18 protein-coding genes are annotated in these 23,569 nt (G+C 40.7%); 6 read left to right on the top strand and 12 right to left on the bottom strand.

Going from position 1 to position 23,569, the window contains the following annotated elements:
* The first annotated feature begins 20 nt into the window (after window positions 1-20).
* Both BW976_RS07055 and BW976_RS07050 read left to right on the top strand, forming a co-directional pair.
* Window positions 21-542 (top strand): hypothetical protein, encoded by a 522-nt coding sequence (locus BW976_RS07055; RefSeq protein ID WP_076371785.1) that lies wholly within the window; start codon window positions 21-23, stop codon window positions 540-542.
* Window positions 523-1,521, top strand: a complete 999-nt coding sequence (locus BW976_RS07050; protein WP_076371783.1) for a polysaccharide deacetylase family protein — start codon at window positions 523-525, stop codon at window positions 1,519-1,521. Before BW976_RS07055 ends, BW976_RS07050 begins: the two co-directional genes overlap by 20 nt.
* Window positions 1,522-1,568: 47 nt before the next feature.
* Here BW976_RS07050 and BW976_RS07045 read toward each other — a convergent pair whose 3' ends face one another.
* Both BW976_RS07045 and BW976_RS07040 read right to left on the bottom strand, forming a co-directional pair.
* The gene (locus tag BW976_RS07045; protein ID WP_076371781.1) at window positions 1,569-2,114 is read right to left on the bottom strand and encodes a hypothetical protein; all 546 of its coding nucleotides are present in this window, start codon (window positions 2,112-2,114) and stop codon (window positions 1,569-1,571) included.
* Window positions 2,115-2,222: 108 nt separating this feature from the next.
* Entirely contained in the window at window positions 2,223-2,822 is a 600-nt protein-coding gene (locus BW976_RS07040; protein ID WP_076371779.1) for a hypothetical protein, read from the bottom strand.
* Between the two features lie 171 nt (window positions 2,823-2,993).
* On the opposite strand from BW976_RS07040, the gene BW976_RS07035 reads away from it, so the two are divergent.
* On the top strand, window positions 2,994-3,857 hold the full coding sequence (locus tag BW976_RS07035; RefSeq protein WP_084192092.1) for a DUF5694 domain-containing protein: 864 nt from the start codon (window positions 2,994-2,996) through the stop codon (window positions 3,855-3,857).
* Between the two features lie 447 nt (window positions 3,858-4,304).
* Window positions 4,305-6,032 (top strand): amidohydrolase family protein, encoded by a 1,728-nt coding sequence (locus BW976_RS07030; RefSeq protein WP_076371777.1) that lies wholly within the window; start codon window positions 4,305-4,307, stop codon window positions 6,030-6,032.
* A gap of 12 nt (window positions 6,033-6,044) precedes the next feature.
* Here the strand turns inward: BW976_RS07030 and BW976_RS07025 are convergent, their stop codons facing one another.
* Together BW976_RS07025 and BW976_RS07020 are read right to left on the bottom strand one after the other, a co-directional pair.
* A complete protein-coding gene (locus BW976_RS07025; protein WP_076371775.1) occupies window positions 6,045-7,040 on the bottom strand; it encodes a serine hydrolase domain-containing protein in 996 nt (331 codons plus the stop codon).
* A 200-nt stretch (window positions 7,041-7,240) separates the two neighbouring features.
* Window positions 7,241-7,798, bottom strand: coding sequence for an REP-associated tyrosine transposase (locus BW976_RS07020; RefSeq protein ID WP_076371773.1), 558 nt, complete (start codon window positions 7,796-7,798; stop codon window positions 7,241-7,243).
* Window positions 7,799-7,923: 125 nt separating this feature from the next.
* On the opposite strand from BW976_RS07020, the gene BW976_RS07015 reads away from it, so the two are divergent.
* Window positions 7,924-8,529 carry a hypothetical protein gene (locus BW976_RS07015; RefSeq protein WP_076371771.1) on the top strand — a complete coding sequence of 202 codons (606 nt, stop codon included), beginning with the start codon at window positions 7,924-7,926 and terminating at the stop codon, window positions 8,527-8,529.
* Between the two features lie 138 nt (window positions 8,530-8,667).
* On the opposite strand, the gene ahcY is transcribed toward BW976_RS07015, so the two are convergent.
* The 3 genes from ahcY to BW976_RS07000 form a co-directional block, all read right to left on the bottom strand.
* Complete coding sequence (ahcY, locus tag BW976_RS07010; RefSeq protein ID WP_076371769.1) at window positions 8,668-9,984, bottom strand: adenosylhomocysteinase; 1,317 nt, start codon at window positions 9,982-9,984, stop codon at window positions 8,668-8,670.
* A 195-nt stretch (window positions 9,985-10,179) separates the two neighbouring features.
* Entirely contained in the window at window positions 10,180-10,560 is a 381-nt protein-coding gene (locus BW976_RS07005; RefSeq protein WP_076371767.1) for a bactofilin family protein, read from the bottom strand.
* A gap of 121 nt (window positions 10,561-10,681) precedes the next feature.
* Window positions 10,682-11,545, bottom strand: coding sequence for a M23 family metallopeptidase (locus tag BW976_RS07000; RefSeq protein ID WP_175614059.1), 864 nt, complete (start codon window positions 11,543-11,545; stop codon window positions 10,682-10,684).
* A gap of 213 nt (window positions 11,546-11,758) precedes the next feature.
* Here BW976_RS07000 and BW976_RS06995 point away from each other — a divergent pair, with 213 nt between their 5' ends.
* Window positions 11,759-12,169, top strand: coding sequence for a BrxA/BrxB family bacilliredoxin (locus BW976_RS06995; RefSeq protein WP_076371763.1), 411 nt, complete (start codon window positions 11,759-11,761; stop codon window positions 12,167-12,169).
* Between the two features lie 57 nt (window positions 12,170-12,226).
* Here BW976_RS06995 and BW976_RS06990 read toward each other — a convergent pair whose 3' ends face one another.
* From BW976_RS06990 to BW976_RS06970, 5 genes are all read right to left on the bottom strand, one after another.
* The gene (locus tag BW976_RS06990) at window positions 12,227-13,759 is read right to left on the bottom strand and encodes an alpha/beta hydrolase-fold protein (protein ID WP_076371761.1); all 1,533 of its coding nucleotides are present in this window, start codon (window positions 13,757-13,759) and stop codon (window positions 12,227-12,229) included.
* Between the two features lie 8 nt (window positions 13,760-13,767).
* The gene (locus BW976_RS06985; protein WP_076371759.1) at window positions 13,768-16,149 is read right to left on the bottom strand and encodes an ABC transporter permease; all 2,382 of its coding nucleotides are present in this window, start codon (window positions 16,147-16,149) and stop codon (window positions 13,768-13,770) included.
* Window positions 16,150-16,196: 47 nt separating this feature from the next.
* Entirely contained in the window at window positions 16,197-18,572 is a 2,376-nt protein-coding gene (locus BW976_RS06980) for an ABC transporter permease (protein WP_076371757.1), read from the bottom strand.
* An 81-nt stretch (window positions 18,573-18,653) separates the two neighbouring features.
* The gene (locus BW976_RS06975; RefSeq protein WP_076371755.1) at window positions 18,654-21,026 is read right to left on the bottom strand and encodes an ABC transporter permease; all 2,373 of its coding nucleotides are present in this window, start codon (window positions 21,024-21,026) and stop codon (window positions 18,654-18,656) included.
* A 122-nt stretch (window positions 21,027-21,148) separates the two neighbouring features.
* On the bottom strand, window positions 21,149-23,530 hold the full coding sequence (locus BW976_RS06970; protein ID WP_076371753.1) for an ABC transporter permease: 2,382 nt from the start codon (window positions 23,528-23,530) through the stop codon (window positions 21,149-21,151).
* Window positions 23,531-23,569 lie beyond the last annotated feature (39 nt).

Genomic DNA, 23,569 nt, shown 5'->3' with positions numbered 1-23,569 from the left:
CTAAGTTTTATCTTTAAGTTATGAAACTTAAACCCATTATCACCGAAGTTATTATCCTGGCTGTTATTTATATAGTAGCTCGGTTGTCCGTACCATTATTCATTGGCAATACTTCAATGGATATCAATTTTAATGACACCTATTGGGTTATAAACCAGTCTGCAATTGTTATACTGATATTTACTGTCCCGGTATTTTTAATGTTGACAACAGTAACCTATTTGATTAAAGAAGGGTTTTATCGTTATAAAAGAAAAGTTCAAAACCTGATACTGATTGTCGCCAATTTTTTATTTATTACAGTCATCTATCTCTTATCACTATTGTTTAACATGATACAAAAAGCGGGAGGAACATTGTACCCTCCGTTATCTGCCTTACCAAAGACAGTTTCCCCGGCTCATCATGATAGCAATGTGGTGTATACTGCGATGCAAATAACCCCGGCCCTGATTATTATTTTTATGCTGATATTAGTTATAACCGCTATACTTACAGGCAAAAACTGGAACTTGAATAAGAATGAACAAATCCCTGCTTAAATACCTGCTCGCTATATTAATCATAGGTGGATTGCAACAGAGAGCTGCCGCACAAGCCAATTATCTTAAAATTAAAAATTATAAAACTTTTTATGGCTGGGCGCATCATGCCCCGCAGGATTGGATGATACTGCGCCAGTTTGAAAACGAAGGCAAAACATACTACCTGCTGGTAAACCCGCAAACCCTGGTAACCAAAATTGATGAACCCAATTTTTACCAGGTAAAACCCATGAGCATCACCGAAGCGCGCGACTTTTTCAAAAGCACACCTTACCAAAAAGCGCTTCGCAAAGCCGAAAAACAATCCCTAGCCCTGCAAGACGCAGGCATTGAAAGCGGTATCCCCAAAGAAACCGGCATTAGTTTAACAGCCGATCTTTGTCCATCACACCGCCCGCTCGACAGGCGCATATTTACCGATATTTTCACGGAGTTTCAGAAAGTAGAACGACCGGCGCCCATCGCCCTTTCGGTTACCGGCGTATGGATGCGCCAGCACCCGCAGGACCTGGAATGGCTCAAACAAATGCAGGCCAAACACGAGATCTATATCACCTGGATAAACCATTCCTTTAATCACCGGGTAAGCCTCAAAGCGCCGCTCAAAGAAAACTTTTTACTGGAGCCGGGTACCGATATGAATTACGAGATACTGGAAACCGAAAAGGCCATGCTCAAGAATGGTTTGCTGCCATCGGTGTTCTTCAGGTTCCCAGGTTTGGTATCCGATCAGCAACTGGTATATAAACTCACCGACTATGGTTTGATCCCCATTGGTACCGATGCCTGGCTGGCCAAAGGGCAGCAGCCTCAAGCAGGCAGTATTGTGCTGATCCACGGCAATGGCAACGAGCCCACCGGCGTAAACGATTTTATAAAATTACTGCAATCCGAAGCTGGTTCCATTGCCAAAAAACAATGGTTGTTGTATGATTTAAGGGAAAGTGTAGAGGAGGAGTTTGAGGGGAGTAATTGAATGCGACTAAAACTCCTCGAACAAAAAGCAACCCATTACCGACAAGATTAATCAGAATCAGCAAGAAGAGTTAATTTTAAGTTTAATTCTTCGATAGCCTGTTTTAAATCTGCATCAAGTGATTGATCGTACGAAACTTCTTTTAGGTGCTTAAACTGTTTGATAGCAGAGACTACCCTTTGACTATCATTGTATCTAATGTTTTTTAGGATTAAATGTTGAATTGGCAAATCTTTTAAACTATGTAAATCATCTATTTCCACGTATCCAAAGCGCAACTCTTCAACCATTTTAAAGTCAGACAGCCATCTGGGTATTGCACAATATTTTACTTCTTTAGAAATGTCAGCTGAAAAAGTAGATTGAAGAGCAAGCTTTTTTATTTCGTATATCTGTTTTCCAATGTTTAAGGGCAATTCCTCTTCATTAAATTCATGAGTTGTAAATAATATATAAGGCAATTTTTCCAACCCCACAACAAAGCATTTTGGATCGGCGAATAGCATTTCACCCTTACCATTTAAACCCGAAATACGCCCACTACTGCCTTTTATGATTGATCTTGGAATTTCTTCCTGTCTTGGCTTTTCCATATAATTATTAACATAAAACCGATTGATAAACCTAATATTAAATTAGTAATTTCTTGGTGTATATATAACTGTGCTATTCGAAGCCCCAACCCTAAAGAAAAGAGCGCGTTACTTAATACTTTTATCAAACCCATCCAACTCAACCCAAACCTTATGCTCATAGGGCTGTGGAGATACTTCAAATAACACCGCACTATCATTACTACCCGGTTTGTGTTTCTTTATATGAATGCGAAAGTTTAGTTTGATAGGGTCCTGTGTCATATAATCCAGCATTTCAACACGTCCTTCAAAAGCCTGCAAATCAGTTTTGCTTTTCCTGCTGTTATGCAACTGTACTTTTACGGGTATAGCCAAGGCGGTATCCATTTTAGCCTCTTTTAAATTAACTTTTATAAGCCCGGTATAATAATCATGCAGGTATTGTTCCATATTGACTTTGGTAAAAGAAACTGCATCTTTTATCCTCCATAAAAAACAATAGGTCCAGTAACCATCAGTATGTTTTTTTGACCATTCCGGCGAAAACCTAATATCTTCTGTTCCGCTGAAAGGAAGTGTAGTAGCAAATGAAGGTGGCAATGCAAACTTTTCTGTATGCCAGTTTGCAGGTTTTGGTAACTCATAAACGGATAAGTTTTCCTGGCTAAAACATTTACCCGTTAACAATAGCATTAAGAAACAGATTGATAGCAGTTTTATGCGCATGACGATTTAGATTTATTAGTAAAGCTATGCTAACCAATGGATAGGACGAAATGTTGATTTGTTAAATAACGTTAAGATATGTTTCGGCGCATTGTCCGATTCTCCGACTTCGGACAGCGTAGGAGTAATTAAAAATAAAATTCTAATTTACATGATCATATAATTTTGTCTATGAAAATATTCCATACCAAATTCTTAATTCTGTTTGTGTTAGCCTTTACCTGTCTGCATGTCGGAGCGCAGCAAATAAAATCGCCTGATGATTTTTTGATCGGGCACGACTCCTTACCCAAAGTATTTATGGTAGGTATGCCTTTTCACTTTTCGTACCCCAATCATGATACCTACAAGATTGATAAAAGCAAACAGGTAGATATTTTATCGCCCCAAAAGCAAAAAGAGCTGAAGGAGCTATTAAATTACATCGCGAAGTTTCGTCCCACTAAAATCGCTATAGAAGGCTCCAGCAAATGGAATGCTATGGCCAAATACCGGGAATACAAAGCTGGCAAAAGCAAGCCACAACCCGACGAAACTTACCAAATTGCTTTTTGGCTGATGGATAAGTTTAAACTCGATACCGTGTATACAGCGGATGCAGGTAATATTGTTGTTGATCTATATAAATCGACCGACTCCACCAAATACAAACCGTATTTAGACAGCTTAACCAAGGATTATGACTACGCAGCTAACGACAGGTATAGGGCTTATTATGACTATCAAACCACCGTCGCGTTAAAATTCCCCTTGCTGCAAGTATTCAAAAACATGAATTCGCCCAAGGTATTGCAGCGGTATTATGACGCCTACCTGCTGGGCGATTTTAAACTAGGTGATTTCCGCGGTGCCGATGCCATGGCTACCAAATGGTACGACCGCAACCTCCGGATACTCAGAAACATCCAAAAGCTAACCACTTCGCCAAAAGACCGCATCCTGATTATATTTGGTATGGCACACGTGGCCATTTTAGACAATTTATTTACCAGCTTGCCAGAATACGAGTACATTAAATTTAACGATCTGAAATAATAACCAGCTACATGAAGCGATTTTTTTCTACTCAGAACTAAAGACTTTAGACTCCAGACTATATTCCGTATTTTTGTATATAAAGCAGCCCGGTTTTTCTGATCAAAAAGAAAAACCGGGCTGTTTGGTTAAAGGAAATACAGCCCCAAAATCGACCATTTTGTATTTATATATTTGATTACCAAATATTTAATACTTTTTAAACCTTTCAAAATCCTCCAAAAATTTGTTAAAAAGTGTTAAAATCGATGGTTTTGAATGAATTTTCGAGTGTTTTTGATCCATTTTCACCCCTTTTTTGAGCAAAAAAGTGTTAAAATAAAAGGTTTAAAAAGTTTTTAAGCGCTACCTGTTTTCCGTGATTTTTCCATTCATCCCAAAATATGTTTTTATAAATATTTAAATTAGCCTTGGCCGTCTATCTCCATAATACCTAAATAAAAACCTATGAAAACAAAGTTCAGTCTGTTCTGCATCGCAATGATGTATACACTGCCGGGGTTTTGCCAAACCTATATTAAAAATGTAACCCTGGTTGATGTTACTCAAAATAAACTGTTACCCGGGCGTACGGTAGCTATTACGGGCGATATCATATCGGGAATCTATCCGGCAACCGTAAAAATACCCGGGAATGCCACGGTGATCAATGGAGAGGGAAAATTCCTGATACCTGGGCTTACCGATTCACATGTACATTTCTTCCAGAGTGGCGGCCTCTATGCCCGGCCGGATGTTGCGGTACTGCAAAAATATAAGTCCTATGAAAGCGAAATGGCCTGGACCCATCAGCATATGGAAGATTTTTTGCGGCGCTATACCAAAGCAGGCATCACCACGGTTATTGATCCTGGTGCTACCTTTAATTATTTGGCTCAGCGTGATAGCTTCGCCAATAAAAGTTACGCCCCTACTATTTATATGGCCGGACCATTATTAACCACCTATGAACCAGAAGTATATAAAAATTTAAAAAACGACGAACCATTTAATCTCTTCAGCAATACCACCGAAGCTACCGACCTGTTAGCAAAGCAATTACCGCATCGGCCCGATTTTATCAAAATCTGGTACATTGTGCTGGGGAAAAATAAAGAAGAAGAAGCCAAAAAATATCAGCCGGCAATAAAAGCCATTATTGACGAGGCGCATAAAAATCACCTGAGGGTTGCTATACACGCTACCGAAAGGTTAACCGCTCAACTGGCGGTTGAAAGCGGCTGCGACTACCTGGTTCATGAAGTGGACGACGAGGTTGTATCTACCGATTTTATTAACCTGCTCAAGAAAAACAAAGTAGTGCTTTGCCCCACCTTAATTGTGGTAGATGACTACTTCGACACTTTTACGCAAAAAAAGAATTTTTCCTACGAAGAGCTTATACAAGCAAACCCCGAGCAGCTTGGATCTATAAGCGATTTAAAACACTTCGCCGATACCGCTTTAACCAATCATTACAAAACAGCAAGAGCCGCGAGGATGCGTTATATCGCAACAACCGATTCTATCCGGATGATAAATCTCAAAAAAATGACCGATGCAGGCGTTATTATAGCAGCCGGTACCGATGCGGGTAATATCGGCACTCAACATGCCTCTTCGCTTTTTACCGAGTTAAAAGCGATGCAGCAGGCGGGCATGAGCAACTGGCAGATCATTCAATCGGCAACCATCAACGGTGCCAAAGCTATGGGTAAAGAAAAGGAGTTTGGCAGCATAGAAAAAGGCAAAAAAGCCGACCTGGTATTATTAAATGCCAACCCTGCCGAACAACTGGAAAACCTGCAGGAAATAAGCCTGGTAATCAATAAAGGTCATGTTATTGCTCCCGATACTTTGATTAAAGAAACTCCGCTGGCTCTGGTGCAACGCCAGTTAAATGCCTACAACCAGCGAAGTATAGACGCGTTTTTGGAGCCCTATGCGGAGGACGTAGAACTATATACTTTTCCGGATAAGCTCGTAAGCAAAGGAAAGGATGATATGCGCAAACACTATGCGGCATTTTTTGAGCGGGTACCCTCCCTGCATTGTGAAATACTGGACAGGATTGTAAAGGGCAATGCCATCGTTGATCACGAAAGCATATCTGTTGGCCCCAATAAAAAAGTAGATGCTGTCGCCATTTATCATATTGAAAATAATAAAATAAAGAAAGTTTATTTTATACAGTAATTTGGCATTCGGTTAGTTTTGCAGCTGTTTCAACAGTTCAGGAAAAAGCCTGCCGGTGATCAAGGCGGCTTCTTTAATAGCTGTGGCATCGGCGACGCCGGAGTTGGTCATAATCACGGCTTTTAGGGAGGGGATTACAAACATAAACTGCCCACCCCAGCCCAGAGCATAGATTATTTTTGTCCCCTGGTAATCGGCGTGGTACCAGCACAGCCCGTATAAGGAATTATCCAGCCCCCATGGTGTTTTGTAAGTAACTTCGGGATTGATGATGGAATTGATCCATTTTGCCGGGACGATTTGCTGCTTACGATATACCCCTTTATTTAATACGAGATTGCCGAGTTTAAGCATATCAACCGAACGCAGGCGAATACTTAGTAATCCACACCCATCGTAGTAACCGTCGTTCATTTTTTTCCAGTCGAACGTGGTAATACCCAGCGGATCGAACAGGAACTTTTTGGCGAAGGATCGGGTATCCATATGCGTGCTTTTGGTAATGATGACGGATAACAAATGCGTGGCTGCGTTATTGTAACGGAATACCTTCCCGGGATCCGACACCATCGGTGCTTTGATCACATACCCCGATGGATCCGGAATGCTGAGCAAGGCGCCCACATTTACGCCTTCATGATAAAAGCCAGAGGCCTGATTCATGACCTGGCGGATGGTGATATCCTGTTTCCGTTTATCGGTATCCATTTTTAACTCCGGGAAAAAGTCGGCAACCTTTTCATCTACCGATTTGATATAGCCTTTATCAATAGCGATACCAATAAGTAAAGCAGTTACGCTTTTGGTAAGCGACTGATCATTAAACAAGGTAGTGCTATCCTGCCTATTAAAATACTGCTGATGGATGATCTTATTGTTCTTTGAAATAACCAGCGAATAGATTAAAGGATTGTTTTTGATGTAGCTTATAGTATCAATCTGGATCTGGGCAAAGCTGCTGAGATTCCAGATAAAACTCAGGATCAGGAGGAGGGCTATTCTTTTCATAGCTTAAAGATAAGCAGGGAGATCTTAATCTGTTTTTCTTTTTGATGAGTGGGCAAAATAGTGTCGTTCTTTTTCTAGCGCAAGTCTTGTGCGGCTGCTTGTGCAGAGATGACTTGTGACTATCAGCAGATAATCTTTCTCTGGCGCAAGTCTTGTGCGGCGGCCCGTGTAAGGATGACTTGTGACTATCAGCAGCTAGTTCAATACAAAAGTTCGACTTCCATCAATACTCCGCCTTTCTCCATATAGTTACTCGCGCTACTATAAATATAAGCGGAAGCATCAGTAACCCAACCAGCCTTAACTGGATTTTGATGGATATAATTCAACTTCTGAGCAAAAATATTTAGATGAGGATGAAGCTCGATAGGATGATTGTCTTGCCGCCAAAACTGATAATGGGTATTATTTCCGTTTGCCTTGCCTGCATCAGATAAAAGACGAAGCATCCATTGTTTTCTACTTTCAGTTGGGTTCTCTATAATTTCACGAATTAACCGTACAGATGAAAACTTTTTCATGTCACGCATAATTGCCGATAAATCCTGTTTCCCTTTACTACTTATTATCATGTGGACGTGATTGCTCATAATCACATAGCCATGAACAGCTAACCCTTTTTCTTTAATACAGTATCGAAAACTATCAAGCAATAGGTCTTTATACACGGTCCTCGTAAATACATCTATCCAGCCGACCACAGCAAAAGTTACAAAATAAACAGCTTCAAGATTTGCGAATTTGTATTTAATGCTCACTTATTAAAATTAAATAAAATGACGAAGAAGCACAAGTCATCAACCCGCAAACAACCGCACAAGACTTGCGCTAAACTTAGTATTTTATTTGTAATTTAAAACCCTATCACAATCTAAACGTAATCATGAAAATTGTCAATTATTTAAGTCCAGCTAATACAAACACAAATTGGTTGGCATTAGCAGCTTTTGTAATCTCGATAATTGCGGTTTTAATTGCTTTTTTAAACTTTTATTTCCAGCACATAAGAAAAAAATCTTCTGTAATTTTCAATTTGATTTCACAGGGTTTTGGTGTAAATCCACTGCGAAACACTATAGTCCTCTCAAATTCAGGAAATACAGAGGTGTTGATAATCGGAATGGAGCTTTCCTTTATAGACAAAGCGAAAAATGATACTAAAAGTAGTATTATCATTAAAGACAATAAACCAGCCTTTCCTATTTTGCTTAAGCCAAAAGACATTAGTAGCATTGAAATATCAAGTGAATTAAATCTTTTTAATGAGAATGATTTGGTTTATGAAATTAAAGATGGGCAACCTAGGTACGTCATTCACTTAATAATCCATAGTATTTTATTTAATGGACAAAAAAAGAAAAGTGATATAAAACTAATGGATATAATTTTATATAGTCCGAATGAGAATCAGCATGCCAAATCTGGTTATCAGGTGTCATCAGGTAAAAACATCTTGTCTAAAAAGAACAGTACAATCTCAAAATTTTAAGGCGGAAGAAGCACAAGTCATCAACCCACAAGCAACCGCACAAGACTTGCGCTAAACTTGAAATTAAAAAAACAAAGTCAACAAAAAAGGCATGATCCGAAAACCATGCCTTTTGACTTTTTATTTTTGAATTTTGAATTAGTAACGGTAGTACTCCGGTTTAAACGGACCTTCAACAGTTACACCGATATACTCGGCCTGATCCTGGTCAAGTACTTCCAGCTCTACGCCAATTTTGGCCAGGTGTAAGCGGGCAACTTTTTCGTCCAGGTGTTTTGGCAGGGTGTATACTTTGTTTTCGTATGCAGCACCGTTTGTCCAAAGCTCTAACTGGGCCAAAGTTTGGTTGGTGAAGGAGTTACTCATTACAAAGCTTGGGTGACCGGTTGCACAACCCAGGTTCACTAACCTGCCTTCGGCCAATACAATTACGTCTTTACCGTTAATGGTATATTTATCAACCTGTGGTTTAATTTCTATTTTGGTATTGCCGTAAGCACCGTTTAACCAGGCCATATCGATCTCGTTATCAAAGTGACCGATGTTACAAACAATGGCTTTATCCTTCAAGGCACGGAAGTGCTGCTCACGCACAATATTTTTGTTACCGGTTGCAGTAACTACAATATCGGCCTCGGCAATAGCAGTGCCTAATTTTTTCACTTCGAAACCTTCCATAGCTGCCTGTAATGCGCAGATAGGGTCAATTTCGGTTACAATAACGCGTACACCTGAGTTACGTAATGAATCGGCAGAACCTTTACCTACATCGCCATAACCGCAAACAACAGCCACTTTACCGGCCATCATTACATCGGTAGCACGACGGATGGCGTCAACCAATGATTCGCGACAACCGTATTTATTATCAAATTTTGATTTGGTAACCGAGTCATTTACGTTGATAGCAGGCATTGGCAATGTACCGGCTTTAACACGCTCATATAAACGGTGAACACCGGTAGTAGTTTCTTCTGACAGACCTTTGATATCGCCGATCAGTTCAGGAAACTTATCCAACACCATGTTGGTTAAATCGCCGCCATCATCCAGTATCATGTTTAACGGCTTGCGGTCTTCGCCAAAATATAAGGTTTGCTCAATACACCAGTCAAACTCTTCGGCGTTCATACCTTTCCAGGCATAAACAGAGATACCAGCAGCAGCAATAGCGGCAGCGGCATGATCCTGGGTGGAGAATATGTTGCATGACGACCAGGTAACTTCGGCGCCAAGCGCAATTAAAGTTTCAATTAAAACAGCGGTTTGGATGGTCATGTGCAAACAGCCTGCAATACGCGCACCTTCTAATGGTTGCGATGGGCCGTATTCTTTACGCAGAGCCATCAGACCTGGCATTTCAGCCTCGGCCAGCTCAATTTCCTTGCGGCCCCACTCGGCCAATGAAAGGTCTTTTACTTTGTATTTAACGAATGCAGTTTCTACTGATGACATAACATTTCAATTTTTATGAGACACAAAAATAAGTCATAAAAACATCAAAATGAAATGAAGCAGCGGGCCTGTGCAATTAGTTGCCATAGGATAATCCTACGCAGGAAGTTGTAGGTGCGATGTTGTAGGTTAGACGTGATACGTTTTGAATTAAGCATGATAACGTAAAACGTATCACGTCTAACCTAAAACCTATTACGCTCCCAAAAGCTTTTTATCCGTCGCTTGCATAGTAAGCTTCCCGTTGTAAATACCTCCGGTTTCTACCAAAAGGGTTTGGGTTTTTATTTCGCCGGTAATTTTACCTGTGGCTTTTATTTCGAGCGAGTCGGTTTGAATATCACCCTTAACCGTCCCGTAAACAACAATTTCTTTGGTGTGGATGTTCCCGGTAATTATACCTTTTTCGCCCAGTATCAGTCCTTCGTCAATAGTTACATTTCCATTTACCTGGCCATCAATACGGGCAAAGGCCGGTGCTTTAAGGTTACCATCTAAAACGCCGCCATCACCAATCAGGGTGGAGATAGCCTGAAGATCAAGCGCAACTTTATCTTTTTTTCCGAAAATAGCCATTGGAATGTTATATGTTTTACGTTGGACGTTTTACGTTTTTTGGCGCTGCTATGTTATACGTTATACAATGAAATTTCATATAAAAACGTATCACGTACAACGTCCCACGTAAAACCTTCTTCTACTTGTTGAGTGTTAAAAAATTAACCGGGTTGATGGGCTTGCCATTTTTTCGTACTTCATAATGTAAGTGCGCCCCGGTAGAATGACCGGTTGAACCTACCAAACCTATCTCATCTCCAACGTTTACTTCCTGGCCTACTTTTACTTTGATTTTTGACAGGTGCCCATACACGGTTTCCAGGTTATTGATATGCGCAATGCGAATACAGTTGCCATAACCACCGCTCCATCCTGCAAAAACTACTTTGCCACTGGCGGTACATTTTACCTCGTCGCCTTTGTGGCCTTTAAAATCGATACCCGGGTGAAATTCGGCATGGCCGTCTGCAAATGGATCGTTACGGTAGCCAAAAAATGAAGTAAAGGAACTTATACGCGGATAGCCCATTGGCGTAAACGCGATGGTTCCTACCAAACGACTCAGATAATCGTTGTATAAGGAATATACTTCTTTATCGGTTAATTTTTTACCCTCAGCATTATCATCACCGCCGATACCTTTGTTTGAAAAGCCTTTCAGGCCCCGGCGTTTTAAATAATTGTTAATGGTTTTTAACTTTCCCTCAATAGCCTGAATGTATGATTGGGCGCTGCCCTCTTTACCCTGAACCGATGCCACCGGAATAGCACCTTTCAGTTTTACTATCTGAGCCAGTAACTGTTGTTTCTCCTGCTCCTGCCTGAAATTCTCCGCTCTTAAATAGATTACCAGGCCTATCAACACCACCAAAACAGACAGTGCGCTGTACACATAATGACGTATTCTATTAAGATGTTTTGTTTTTATTTGTACCGATTGGGTATGCTGATGGTTCTTGCTAATAATAACAACCGTGCTAATTTCAGAAGGCTTTTTGTTCATCAAATTCATTAATTAGGGGTATGCAATATACTTATTACTATTTATAAATCAACCCCTGTTGCAAATAAAATAATAACTAATAAGCAATTAATGGGTTTGTCTTTTATACAAGTTCATCGTCAGCAAAGTGTTATTATTGTGTTTTTTAGATACAAGCTGCTAATCATTTCTTATTTTTGTTTGAAGTAAATTTTAGCGTAAACAAAAAACATTATGTATCCGGAATATTTAGTTGCCCCAATGCGGGAAGATTTGACAAAAGTTGGCTTTGAGGAGCTTAAGGATGCCGATGCTGTAAAGCATGCTATTGAAAGCGAAGGCACCGTATTTGTAATGGTAAATTCGGTTTGTGGCTGTGCCGCGGCTAACGCGCGCCCTGCAGCAAGAATTGCCGCAGCCAACGAAAAACATCCCACTAAACTGGTAACCGTTTTTGCAGGTATGGAAAAAGAGGCTGTTGATGCCGCCCGTAACTACATGCTGCCATATCCACCATCATCACCAGCTATGGCTTTGTTTAAAGACGGTAAACTGGTACATATCATCGAACGTCATCAAATTGAAGGTCGCCCGGCACAAATGATCGCCGATAATCTGATCGGCGCGTTTGAACAATATTGCTAATTAAGCTGAAAGCAAAAAGCTGAAAGGAAAATCAAATTCCTTTCGGCTTTTTTGTTTCTATTGATGGTGATATTGCAGATCAAGCGGGATCTCAATAGGTTTTTTAGTATTCAAAATACTGGGGGTAAGGTAACTCAGCTTTAATTTAAAGCCTTCATATTTGTGAAAGTACTCCAACCGGAGAGCGTGAAATCCCTTGGCCAAGGGTAATATATATGTACACGGCTGGTTGTAAGAGCCATCCCATTTCATCAATAATTTATTATCAAGATATAGTTTTGATCCCTTGTCAGAGTCTAGTATAAATATATAATATCCGTCCTCTTTTGCTTCCAGCAGCCCATCAATAAGGAGGGCCAGGTTGTTATTTTTCCTTTGAATTTTATCTACATCAAAATCGTTATTTGTTAACCCAATTTTAACCGGATTTTTTAAATTTTTAAAATCGGGCCACTCTTCCCATTTACCCTCATAGTAGGTATAATTAAAACCGCCCGGCTTTATATTTCCAGGTTTTGAAATAGCAGGAAAGGTCTTTCCGATCATAAAATCACCGGTTGTAACACGGTCATAGCGGCTTCGGATAGTAAAATGTTTATTAGTAACCTTAGCTGCACCCGTTAAAGTAATTTCTGATTGCATTTGTTTTGACGATACGGTAGGTACGGTTCCATCAAGCGTATAGTGTACTTTGGTGGTATCATTAAAATACCATATTTTAATGGGTTTGTCTTTTAAAACAATACCATTCATCGGATGAAATTCAATTTGGTTGTTAAACCCAGCATAGGAAAATTTCAGCGCATCATACGTGGTTTTTAATCGTACAGAGGCATGCGTTTCTTCAGGGTAAGTGACAAATTTCCAGGTTAAATCTGCAGGAGCCGCTTTTTTAAGAATAGTGCTCATAGTATCAATCTTCATGCCTTTACCGTCGTTTCCTTCGCGCCCGCCCATAAAAAGTATGGTATTTAAACCAGCTAAAGCAGGTAATTTACCAGCAGCCATTTTAGGCAGGTATAATTTATCCCACCAAAGACTTGGATCGACCGCGATATATGATTTAAAAGTCTTCGGTTCATTTAGCAGCGCATACATCACAAACAAACCGCCCAATGAATGCCCCCAAAGTGTATTATCGCCATTGGATGGATATGTTTTATCAATATGAGGGATCAGTTCGTTTTTAATAAAACTCAGGAATTTATCAGCTCCCCCTGATGTTTTCCAATCATCCATATGCGTTGGCGTAAGATCTTTGTTTCTGTCGATACCCATGATGCTGACAATTATCGTCGGCGGCATATAGTTTTCATTTTCTAAAAAATGCTGAACCTGCAGGATCAAGCCCGTATTCCAGTTGCCACCATCAAGTACATACAACACATCGTATTTATCGGTACTGCCTGGCTTATAATTGGCTGGGGTAAATACCTCTATTAATCTTTTTTGCTTTAATATGTCTGAGTTTATGGAATCTAATTTGCCATGATCAATTTTTCTAATGACGGTATCCTGGGCTTTGGCTAAGTTGGCCAGGCCGCCAACTATTATTGACAGCGTTAAAAAAAGGTATATTTTGCTTTTCATCTGAGTTGTTACTCTGTTTTTAAACTTTTTACAGGGTTTACTATCGCCGCTTTGATGGTTTGAAAACTTACCGCGAATAAGGCGATCAGCAATGCTGCAGCACCTGAGTACATAAATAACCACCATGATATTTGGATGCGATAAGCAAAGTCCTGTAGCCAATTGTGCATGGCCCACCAGGCTAATGGCGACGCTATAATAAACGCCACCAAAACAAGCTTTACAAACTCTTTGGATAGTAAGGCCGTGATACTCATTACAGAGGCTCCTAAAACTTTCCGTACCCCGATTTCCTTTTTACGCTGCGCTGCGCTAAAGGCCGAAAGACCAATTAATCCCAAACAAGATATTAATATAGCCAATGCTGAAAAACAAATGAATAACCGGCCAAAGTGTAATTGAGCCACAAACTGTTTATTATAAGCTTCATCAGCAAAAAAGTAAACAAAAGGAAGACCCGGGGCTATTTTTTTCCATTGCTTTTCAACCAGGTTCACGGTCTGTTGCACATGATCAGAATTAATATCTAAAGTAAGGCAGGTAAAAAAGCCATTAGCCGGCCTTATAAACAAAGGTTTTATCACCTCTTGTGAAGAATGGACATGAAAGTTTTTCACCACACCAACAACTGTACCTTCACCGGCAAATTGTCTAAATCGCTTCCCTATTGCTTCATCCGCGTTCTTATAACCCAGTTTTTTCACCATGGCCTGGTTGATCAGCAAAACTTTGTCTCGCTCATTATCGTATTGTGCTGTAAAACCACGCCCAGCAATGATCTTTATACCATACTGCTTTAAAAAACCATCATCGGTATAATAAGAATCTGCCGGTATTTCCTGTTGCAGGTTATGGCTATCATCCAAAAACACGCTATAGCTGTTATTGGGTGTACCAGGTATGCTTGACGATAAACAGGACTCCTTTATTCCGGTAATGTTTAAAAGCTGTTGTTTTACGGTGGCGGCATGTTCGTTAATACGCCTGTCAAATTGATAATCAATTACCAGCTTATGCTCTTTTTTAAACCCTAATGTTTGATTTTGCATAAAGTCAAGCTGTGTATAAACTACAAGAGTGGCAACAATAAGCACAATTGAAATGGTAAACTGCGCAACAACTAATGATTTGCGAAACAACAAACTGTTAGTTCCTGGCATAAACTGTTTCTTAAGACTATTTACAGGTCTAAATCCCGATAAAAACAAAGCGGGATAAATGCCCGACAATAAACCAACTACTATGGCTATCAGCAACAAACAAACAACATAATTTAAATGCTCAAATACATTTGTACTGACCGTTGTACCTGAAAGCCGATTAAACAGGGGCAATAAAAAAGCTGCCAGCAGCAAAGCAATAAAAAAAGCTATTAAGCAAAGAAAAACCGCATCCATAAAAAACTGGAATACTAATTGTTTTTTTGATGCGCCCAGCACTTTACGTACACCAACTTCCCTTGCTCTTTTTAGGGAGAAAGCAGTAGTAAGATTAATAAAATTAAAACAGGCAATAAAAAGTACAAATGCCGCAACGATTGAAAAGATATATATGTTATTAATACTCCCGCTTTCTGAACTACCGGTACGGTGCCCCCTGGGATAGCCGTACAGATATACTTTTTTTAACGGTTCAATTGATAACTTATATTTCATCAGGCTCTGATCCATATTGGCATTCACAAAAGCGGGCAATTTTGCGGTTAGCCGTGTCGCATCAGCAGCTGGTTGTAAAAGCAAATAGGTATAAAAGCCAAAACTCTTCCAATTATGTTCCCAATTTGCATTTACCAGTGATGACATGGAAAAAAGCATATCAACCCGCAGATGCGAATTGTAGGGAATATCCTTCATTATACCCGTTACCGCGGCACTTTGCTGTCCGTTTATTAATAATGTTTTACCAATCGGATCTGCATTGCCAAAATATTTTTTTGCAGCCGATTCAGAGAGTACTACATTATATGGCGCATCAAACAAATGCCGGGAATCACCACGCAACAGGGGCCAGGTAAAAATGGAAAATACCGAAGCGTCGGCATAGGCTATCTCTTCTTTAGTGGCATTATTAGGATTACTTTGGATGATCATGTCGTCCATAAATACCCGGGCAGCGGCTTTTACTTCGGGATAAGTGGCGGCTATTGCCGGCCCCATTGGCGTCGATGCACTTTCATAATTAACACCCAAAGGGGTTTTAATATCCGTTACCAGGCGATAAATATGATCAGCCTGCTTGTTATAGCTATCCCGGCTAAGTTCAAACTGTACATACAATAAAGCAAAAAAACAAACACAAATACCTGTTGACAGGCCCACAATATTGATCATGCTGAATGCTTTGTTAACCAACAGGTACCTTACCGTAGTTTTAAAATAGTTTTTTAACATATGGTTCTTAAAAACTTTAAAATCTAAACTTTTTATCGAAATCCCACCTACTCGCTCCTTAAACTCTTTATCGGGTTGATCAATGCCGCCTTAACCGACTGGAAGCTTACGGTAACCAAAGCAATGAAAATGATGATCACTCCTGATAGGGCAAACATCCACCAATGTACCGGCGTACGGTAAGCAAAATCCTGCAGCCACTTACCCGTAGCGTACCACGCAATAGGCGATGCGATAAACAGGGCAATAACTACCAATACCAAAAACTCAGATGATAGTAAAGCGAATAACGAACCCACACTGGCCCCCAGCACCTTGCGGATCCCTATCTCTTTAACCCGCTGCTCTGCTGTAAACATGGCCAAGCCCAATAAACCCAAACAAGAAATAAAAACAGCCAGGAAAGCAAATCCATTTGATAATTTACCAACAATCTGCTCATTTTTGTATAACTTCTGATATTCCTGATCAGAAAAATTATAGGTGAACGGAAATGATGGATTCAGCTGATGGCATATTTTTTCCATCGTGGCCAGTGCCTCGCGGGTTTTACCGGGCTCGGTTCTTACCAGGATACTTCCGTATGTTTCATGTTCCCTCAATCGTAATATTAAAGGTCGTATAGCGTCATGCATCGAGTTAAAATGAAAGTCTTTGATCAGTCCTACTATCTTTCCCCGCTTTCCCCAAAAGGTGAGGGGCTGACCGATGGGGTCTTTATAACCTATTCTTTTCAGGGCCGCCTCGTTCAGTATATAACCTACTGAGTCTGTTGGATACTCCTTTGAAAAATCGCGACCGGAAAGCACTTTCAGCTTCATGGTTTTCACAAAATCATACCCTACTGAAGCCTGGCTGAATTGGATATTGACGGTAGTATCTTTCCCTATCCAGTTTACACCACCTGTACCATTTTGGATATTGGTAGGTTCGTCGCTGACACGGGTTACCGATTGTATGCCGGGCATTCGTAAAGCTTCTTCTTTAAATAAGTTGTATTTAGGCAGCAGATCTCCTTCAAGCGGTATGTAGATCATGTTCTCGCGATCATAACCCAGGTTTTTTGACTGGATGTAATTCATCTGGCGCGAAATAACAATGGTTCCGGAGATGAGTATAACCGATAGCACAAACTGGAATACAACCAAGCCTTTCCGGAACAGTGTGGTTCCTACATCTAATCTCAATGTACCCTTTAAAACCTTTACCGGGTTAAATGATGATAAGAACAAAGCCGGATAGCTGCCGGATACCAGCCCGGTTATTAAGGTGATTAATCCAAGCTTAATCCAAAAGGAGGTTTGGTTAAACGGCAGTTCTATTTGTTTTTGCGTTATCTGATTGAATACCGGTAGCAACAGAACCAGCAATAATAAGGATATACCCACCGAGATGATAGTGATCAATAATGATTCGATGATAAACTGCTGTATTAAGACCCAGCGCTCGGCACCAACTACTTTACGCACACCAATTTCCTTCGCCCGCTTAACAGAACGGGCTGTAGTTAAATTCATAAAATTGATACAGGCTATCAGCAGTATAAAAATAGCTACGATGCTAAAAATACGTACATATTCTATGCGCCCTCCTACAAACTGATCTCCCTCAAACTTGCCATGCAGATATCCTTCATCATAACGTTGAATACCCAGGTCAATAATAAAGGTTGATGTTTTGCGAATAGTGCCGTTATAGGCATCTAAGAAATGGGCTATTTTTTTTTCGAATGCTGCTGGATTGGTATTCGGTTTTAACATCACAAATGTGGCGGGCCCCTGGTTACCCCATTCCCGGGCCCAGCCGTTCTCATTCAGAAAGGCATACCAGTTAATCAGGTAATCAAATTTTTGTGACGAGTTTTTAGGCAGATCTTCAAATATGGCAGTTACCGTAAAGTTTTTACTGTTTTCGTAACGGATAGTTTTACCTATTGCCGCCTGTGGGCTTCCAAAAAACGCGACAGCCATTTTTCGGGAAATAGCCAAGCTCGCCGGCGTATTCAAAGCACTTTTGGCATCGCCCTGTAAAAGCTTATAGCTGAATACGGAAAAATAATCGGCACTGCCTGCTGAACCACTCTGTTTCAGAATCTTATCGCCTACCTGAAAGGTGTTTGTTTGATCGAACCCGGCACTGGTTGCGTATTCCACCTCGGGTAGCACTTTTTTCATCTGCTCCGCAGTTGGGCCGGGGGTATTATATGAACCGTGCATCGTATGGTCATAGTTCTGGTGCTCATATACACAATACAAGCGGGAGCTATTTTTAAAAAAACCATCTACGCTCAATTCATTTTGCACCCATAGCAAAATAAGCAGGCTGCATACCAGGCCCACCGATAAACCGGCCACATTAATAAAAGTGTGTGCCTTGTTCCTGACGATGTTTCGCCACGCAATTTTTAAATAGTTTTTGATCATGATTCTTTAAAACTCTAAACACTTAAACTCTAAAAACTAATTTCTAAATCCGAATTCGAACATCCTAATTCCGAAATTCCCTTACTCGCTTCGTAAACTTTTTATCGGATTAACCAGGGCTGCTTTAATAGCCTGGAAACTAACCGTTAGCATGGCTACTATGACAATAATTCCTCCTGCCATACCAAACATCCACCACTGCATGGATGTACGATAAGCAAACCCTTGCAGCCATTTACTCATACTATACCACGATACGGGTAAAGCAATCATTAAAGCAATAACAACCAGCACCAAAAACTCTAGCGACAGTAAAGTAAGCAGCGAACTTACACTGGCACCCAGCACCTTGCGTATGCCGATCTCCTTTATCCTTTGCTCTGCGGTGAACATAGCCAAGCCTAATAATCCCAGGCATGAAATAAATACAGCAAGGAATGCAAACGCGTTTGACAGCCTGGTTACAATCTGTTCATTTTGATACAATTTTTCATACTCCTGATCTGAGAAGTTATAAGTAAACGGGAACGCGGGGTTAATTTCCTTACACAGAGTTTCTAATCCGGCCAATGCCTCACGGGTTTTACCTGGTTGGGTTTTTACCAGCACATTACCATACTTTTCGTTCTCCCGAAGCCGAATCACCAATGGTTTGATCTGTTCATGCATGGAAGTAAAATGAAAATCCTTCATCACTCCCACAATCGCCCCTTTCTTCTCCCAAAAAGTGAGTGGCTTACCAATAGGGTCGTTGTATTTTATTCTTTTTAAAGCAGCCTCATTAATCAGGTATCCCACCGAGTCAGTTGGAAAAGCCTTTGAAAAATCACGTCCTTCCAGCATTTTCAATTTCATAGTTTTCACAAAATCATATCCAACAGAAACCTGCGTAAACTGAACAACTACATTTGGATCTTTACCCTCCCATTTAACATCGCCTGTCCAGTTTTGAATATTGGTCGGGGTATTACTTATACGGGTAACCGACTGTATCCCGGGCAAACGGGAGGCTTCATCTTTAAAGGTGGTATATTTGTTTAAAAGTTCGCCGCTCATGGGTATATATATCAGGTTCTCCCGGTCGTACCCCAGGTTTTTTGATTGGATGTAAGCCATTTGCCTGGAAACAATAATAGTAGCCGTTATCAGGATCACTGACAGCGCGAATTGAAATATAACCAGTCCTTTGCGAAACATTGTGGCACCTGAATCTAATTTCAAAGTTCCTTTTAGCACTTTAACCGGATTAAATGACGACAGGAATAAAGCAGGATAGCTGCCCGATATTAAACCTGTAATTAAAGTGATACCTACCAGTTTTAGCCAAAATAAGGGCTGATAAAACGGCAACTCTATTTCTTTATGGGTAATTTGATTAAATACCGGCAATGAAAGTGTTAACAGTACTAATGCGACTATAACTGCCAGTGAAGTGACCAGTAATGATTCGCCTATGAACTGTTTGATCAAAACCGAGCGAACAGCGCCTACCACTTTCCGTACTCCAATTTCGCGGGCACGCTTAACAGACCGGGCGGTAGTAAGGTTCATGAAATTGATACAGGCTATCAATAAAATAAAAATGGCAACAATAGTAAACAAACGCACATATTCGATACGGCCGCCCTGCGGTTTTCCGTTTTCAAAATTGCCATGCAGGTACCCGTCACCAAAGCGTTGCAGTCCTAACTCTTCGGTAAAAGTTCCTTTCTTTTGACCTGTATTATAATGATCTAAAAAGTGGCGGATCTTTTTTTCAACCGCGTCTGGATTGGCATCTGCACGTAGCATGATAACTGTGGCCGGCCCATTATTGCCCCAGCTTTTGGCCCATTGGTTCTCCTCTATATAATTGTACCAGTTCAACAGGTAATCATATTTCTGTGAGGCAGTACTTGGCAGATCTTCGTACACGCCAGTAACGGTAAAGTTTTTCCGGTTATCATAGCGGATGGTTTTACCGATAGCTGCCTCCGGGCTACCGAAAAAAGCTCTGGCCATTTTACGGGATATAGCCATGCTTACCGGCGAGTTTAAGGCCGTTTGTACATCACCCTGTAGTAACGGAATACTGAACATTTTAAAACAATCGGCGCCGGCATCGGTACCATTCATTTTTAATATTTTATCACCAACCTGGAAAGTATTTTCTTCCCCATAGGTGATCCCTGTACTGGCTTCAATTTCGGGTATCTGTTTTTTTAATTCTTCTGGCAGCAGCCCCGGCGTGCTGTACTGCCCCTCCACCTTATTATCAACATATTGCGTTTCATATACAGAATACAGGCGCTTGCCATTAACATGATACTGATCCATACTCAGCTCATTTTGCACCCATAATAAAATAAGCAGGCTGCAAGCCAGCCCAACCGACAAACCTGCTATATTAATAAAGCTATGCGCTTTATTTTTGATCAGGTTGCGCCACGCGATTTTTAAATAATTCTTGATCATAATTCTTTAAAATTCTAAAATCTAAATACTAATCTCTAAACGTCAAAGACCTCTTGAATACTGTAAAAAAACAGGCAATGGTGAAAAATCCGAAATCTGATATCCCAATTCCGAAATCATACTTACTCGCTCCTTAAACTTTTTACCGGGTTAGCCAGCGCCGCTTTAATACTTTGATAGCTTATAGTTAGCAATGTTATCGTAATTGCTCCGGCGCCGGTTAATGCAAATACCCACCAGGATAGTTCGGCCCGGTAAGTGTAGTGCTGCAGCCAGCTATGCATAAAATAGTAAGCAACCGGTGTGGCTATAAACAAGGCAATAATTACCAACAATACAAAATCGCGCGACATTAAGCGCCACAGGCCAAAAACACTTGCACCCAATACCTTGCGTACACCAATTTCCTTTACCCGCTGCTCAGCAACAAAAGATGTCATCCCAAACAAGCCCAGGCAACTGATAAAAATGGCCAGCATAGCAAATGAACTCGCCAGCTTGCCAATACGCTCTTCGGTAGCAAATTTTCTGGCGTATTCATCATCAGCAAACCGGTATGAAAATGGAACCGAGGGCGAATACATTTTACAAACAGCTTCTATTTTACCAAGTGCTTCATGCGTGCTTATCTTCGGATTTATTTTGATCAGGATATCATCCAAGGTACCACGGCCAATACGGAAAATGGTTTGTTTAACCGGCTCATAGGGCGATTCCATCACCATATCTTTTACCACACCAATTACGGTCATATTCCATTTTCCTACCTGCACCATTTCGCCAACAGGATTTTTCAGTCCCATATACTTTACAGCAGCTTGATTCAATATAATGGCCGTAGAGTCTGCTACCGATTGGCTCGAAAAATCCCTCCCATCTGTAAATTGCCAGCCTACTGTTTTACCATAGTTGGTAGTAACATTGATGTTTCCAAAAAAAGAGGTCATTGATGGGTCTTTCCCTTTCCAGCTAACATCACCCCGGTGATTGTTTACCCCGGTGGTTGAACTGGATGATTCTGCTATTTCGGTTACAGCTCCGGATTGGAGCAGATCGGTCCGCAAAGCATCAAAATGTTTATGCAGGTCTTCATTGGTTACTTCAATAGCCAGCAGCCCATCCCGGCTGTATCCAACCGGTCTGTTTTTGGCAAATTGTATCTGTTTAAAAACGATAATAGTGCCTATAATGAGAATAACAGATACCGTAAACTGGGTTACCACCAATACTTTGCGCGGAATGGCGGCAAAACGCCCTGCTTTAAAAGTGCCTTTCAATACTTTAACCGGGTTAAATGAAGAGAGATATAAGGCTGGGTAAAGCCCGGCAATTATCCCGGTAAATAAAGTAAAACCCATACCGGCTATCCAAAAAAACAGAGAGTTCCATAAAATAGCTATCTGTTTACCGGCTACATCATTAAACCAGGGCAGTGCCAGCCAGAGCAGCAGCAGTGACAATATAAAAGCCAAACCGGCTATCAGGAACGACTCGCTGAAAAATTGCTTGATCAATTGTCCGCGCAATGAACCTACGGCTTTACGTATGCCTACTTCTTTGGCCCTTTTTTCGCTGCGGGCCGTACTCAGGTTCATAAAATTGATACAGGCCAACAATAATACGAATATACCAATGATGCCGAAAAGCCATACATACTGGATAGCGCCGCCCGTATTAACCCCGTCCTTAAATTCGGCATACAAATGCCATTTGCTCATGGACTGAAGAAATAGCTGGGGATTAAACTTTTTATCCTCTCTTTCCAGCTTGTCAAGCTTCATGTTTTTTATTTGGGCGGATACTTTGGCTATATCTGCATGATCTGCTAATTGCACATACATGAACAGGGAATTATCACCCCAATCCGTAGGTGATCTTTCATTACCCGGCGATGTGATATAATATTCCCAGGGACCAATAAACGCCATATCGTGCAAAGTGGTGTTATCAGGCAAATCTTCATAAACCCCTGAAACCTTAAAGCCATCTTTATTATCCAGCCTGATCACCTTGTTCATGGGGTCGGCATTACCAAATAATGCTTTGGCCACCGACTGTGAAATAAGTATAGAAGACCGATCTTTTAAAGCGCCTCGTGAACCCCGCAACATCCTGAGCGAAAATATTTCGGGTGCTTCCGCTCCCATAAAATTTCCTTTATAAGAAACCTTTTTATCATCAACATTTAAAATATGACTGTTTGTCCATGATGATAGGGCCAAATGTTTAAAATTGCTTCCATAGCTTTTGCGAAGCTCGGCATCCAACGGCAGAGGAATCGGTGTACCCGTATTGATATTGCCATTAAACACTTCGTTCTGCATCACCATGGCTACTCGGTCATAATTTTGGTGATATTTATCAAATGATAGTTCATCCCATATCCACAAGCCAATCAGCATAGCTACGGTCATACCAACGGCCAGGCCACCCACATTGATAAAAGAAGAAGCCTTATTTTTGATGAGGTTTCTCCAGGCGATTTTTAAATAGTTTTTGATCATGATTCTTTAAAATTCTAAAATCTAAACACTTAAACTCTA

The sequence above is a fragment of the Mucilaginibacter lappiensis genome (genome assembly GCF_900155965.1).
Taxonomy (GTDB): Bacteria; Bacteroidota; Bacteroidia; order Sphingobacteriales; family Sphingobacteriaceae; genus Mucilaginibacter; species Mucilaginibacter lappiensis.
This window is presented reverse-complemented; position numbering and strand designations above follow the sequence as displayed.

Coding starts and splice junctions, on each gene's coding strand:
- BW976_RS07000 (WP_175614059.1), bottom strand. CDS start 11,545: ATGAACAAAAAGCCTTCTGAAATTAGCACGGTTGTTATTATTAGCAAG.
- BW976_RS07005 (WP_076371767.1), bottom strand. CDS start 10,560: ATGGCTATTTTCGGAAAAAAAGATAAAGTTGCGCTTGATCTTCAGGCT.
- BW976_RS07015 (WP_076371771.1), top strand. CDS start 7,924: ATGAAAATTGTCAATTATTTAAGTCCAGCTAATACAAACACAAATTGG.
- ahcY (WP_076371769.1), bottom strand. CDS start 9,984: ATGTCATCAGTAGAAACTGCATTCGTTAAATACAAAGTAAAAGACCTT.
- BW976_RS07035 (WP_084192092.1), top strand. CDS start 2,994: ATGAAAATATTCCATACCAAATTCTTAATTCTGTTTGTGTTAGCCTTT.
- BW976_RS07055 (WP_076371785.1), top strand. CDS start 21: ATGAAACTTAAACCCATTATCACCGAAGTTATTATCCTGGCTGTTATT.
- BW976_RS06995 (WP_076371763.1), top strand. CDS start 11,759: ATGTATCCGGAATATTTAGTTGCCCCAATGCGGGAAGATTTGACAAAA.
- BW976_RS06975 (WP_076371755.1), bottom strand. CDS start 21,026: ATGATCAAGAATTATTTAAAAATCGCGTGGCGCAACCTGATCAAAAAT.
- BW976_RS06980 (WP_076371757.1), bottom strand. CDS start 18,572: ATGATCAAAAACTATTTAAAAATTGCGTGGCGAAACATCGTCAGGAAC.
- BW976_RS07030 (WP_076371777.1), top strand. CDS start 4,305: ATGAAAACAAAGTTCAGTCTGTTCTGCATCGCAATGATGTATACACTG.
- BW976_RS07045 (WP_076371781.1), bottom strand. CDS start 2,114: ATGGAAAAGCCAAGACAGGAAGAAATTCCAAGATCAATCATAAAAGGC.
- BW976_RS07050 (WP_076371783.1), top strand. CDS start 523: ATGAACAAATCCCTGCTTAAATACCTGCTCGCTATATTAATCATAGGT.
- BW976_RS06970 (WP_076371753.1), bottom strand. CDS start 23,530: ATGATCAAAAACTATTTAAAAATCGCCTGGAGAAACCTCATCAAAAAT.
- BW976_RS06990 (WP_076371761.1), bottom strand. CDS start 13,759: ATGAAAAGCAAAATATACCTTTTTTTAACGCTGTCAATAATAGTTGGC.
- BW976_RS07025 (WP_076371775.1), bottom strand. CDS start 7,040: ATGAAAAGAATAGCCCTCCTCCTGATCCTGAGTTTTATCTGGAATCTC.
- BW976_RS06985 (WP_076371759.1), bottom strand. CDS start 16,149: ATGTTAAAAAACTATTTTAAAACTACGGTAAGGTACCTGTTGGTTAAC.
- BW976_RS07040 (WP_076371779.1), bottom strand. CDS start 2,822: ATGCGCATAAAACTGCTATCAATCTGTTTCTTAATGCTATTGTTAACG.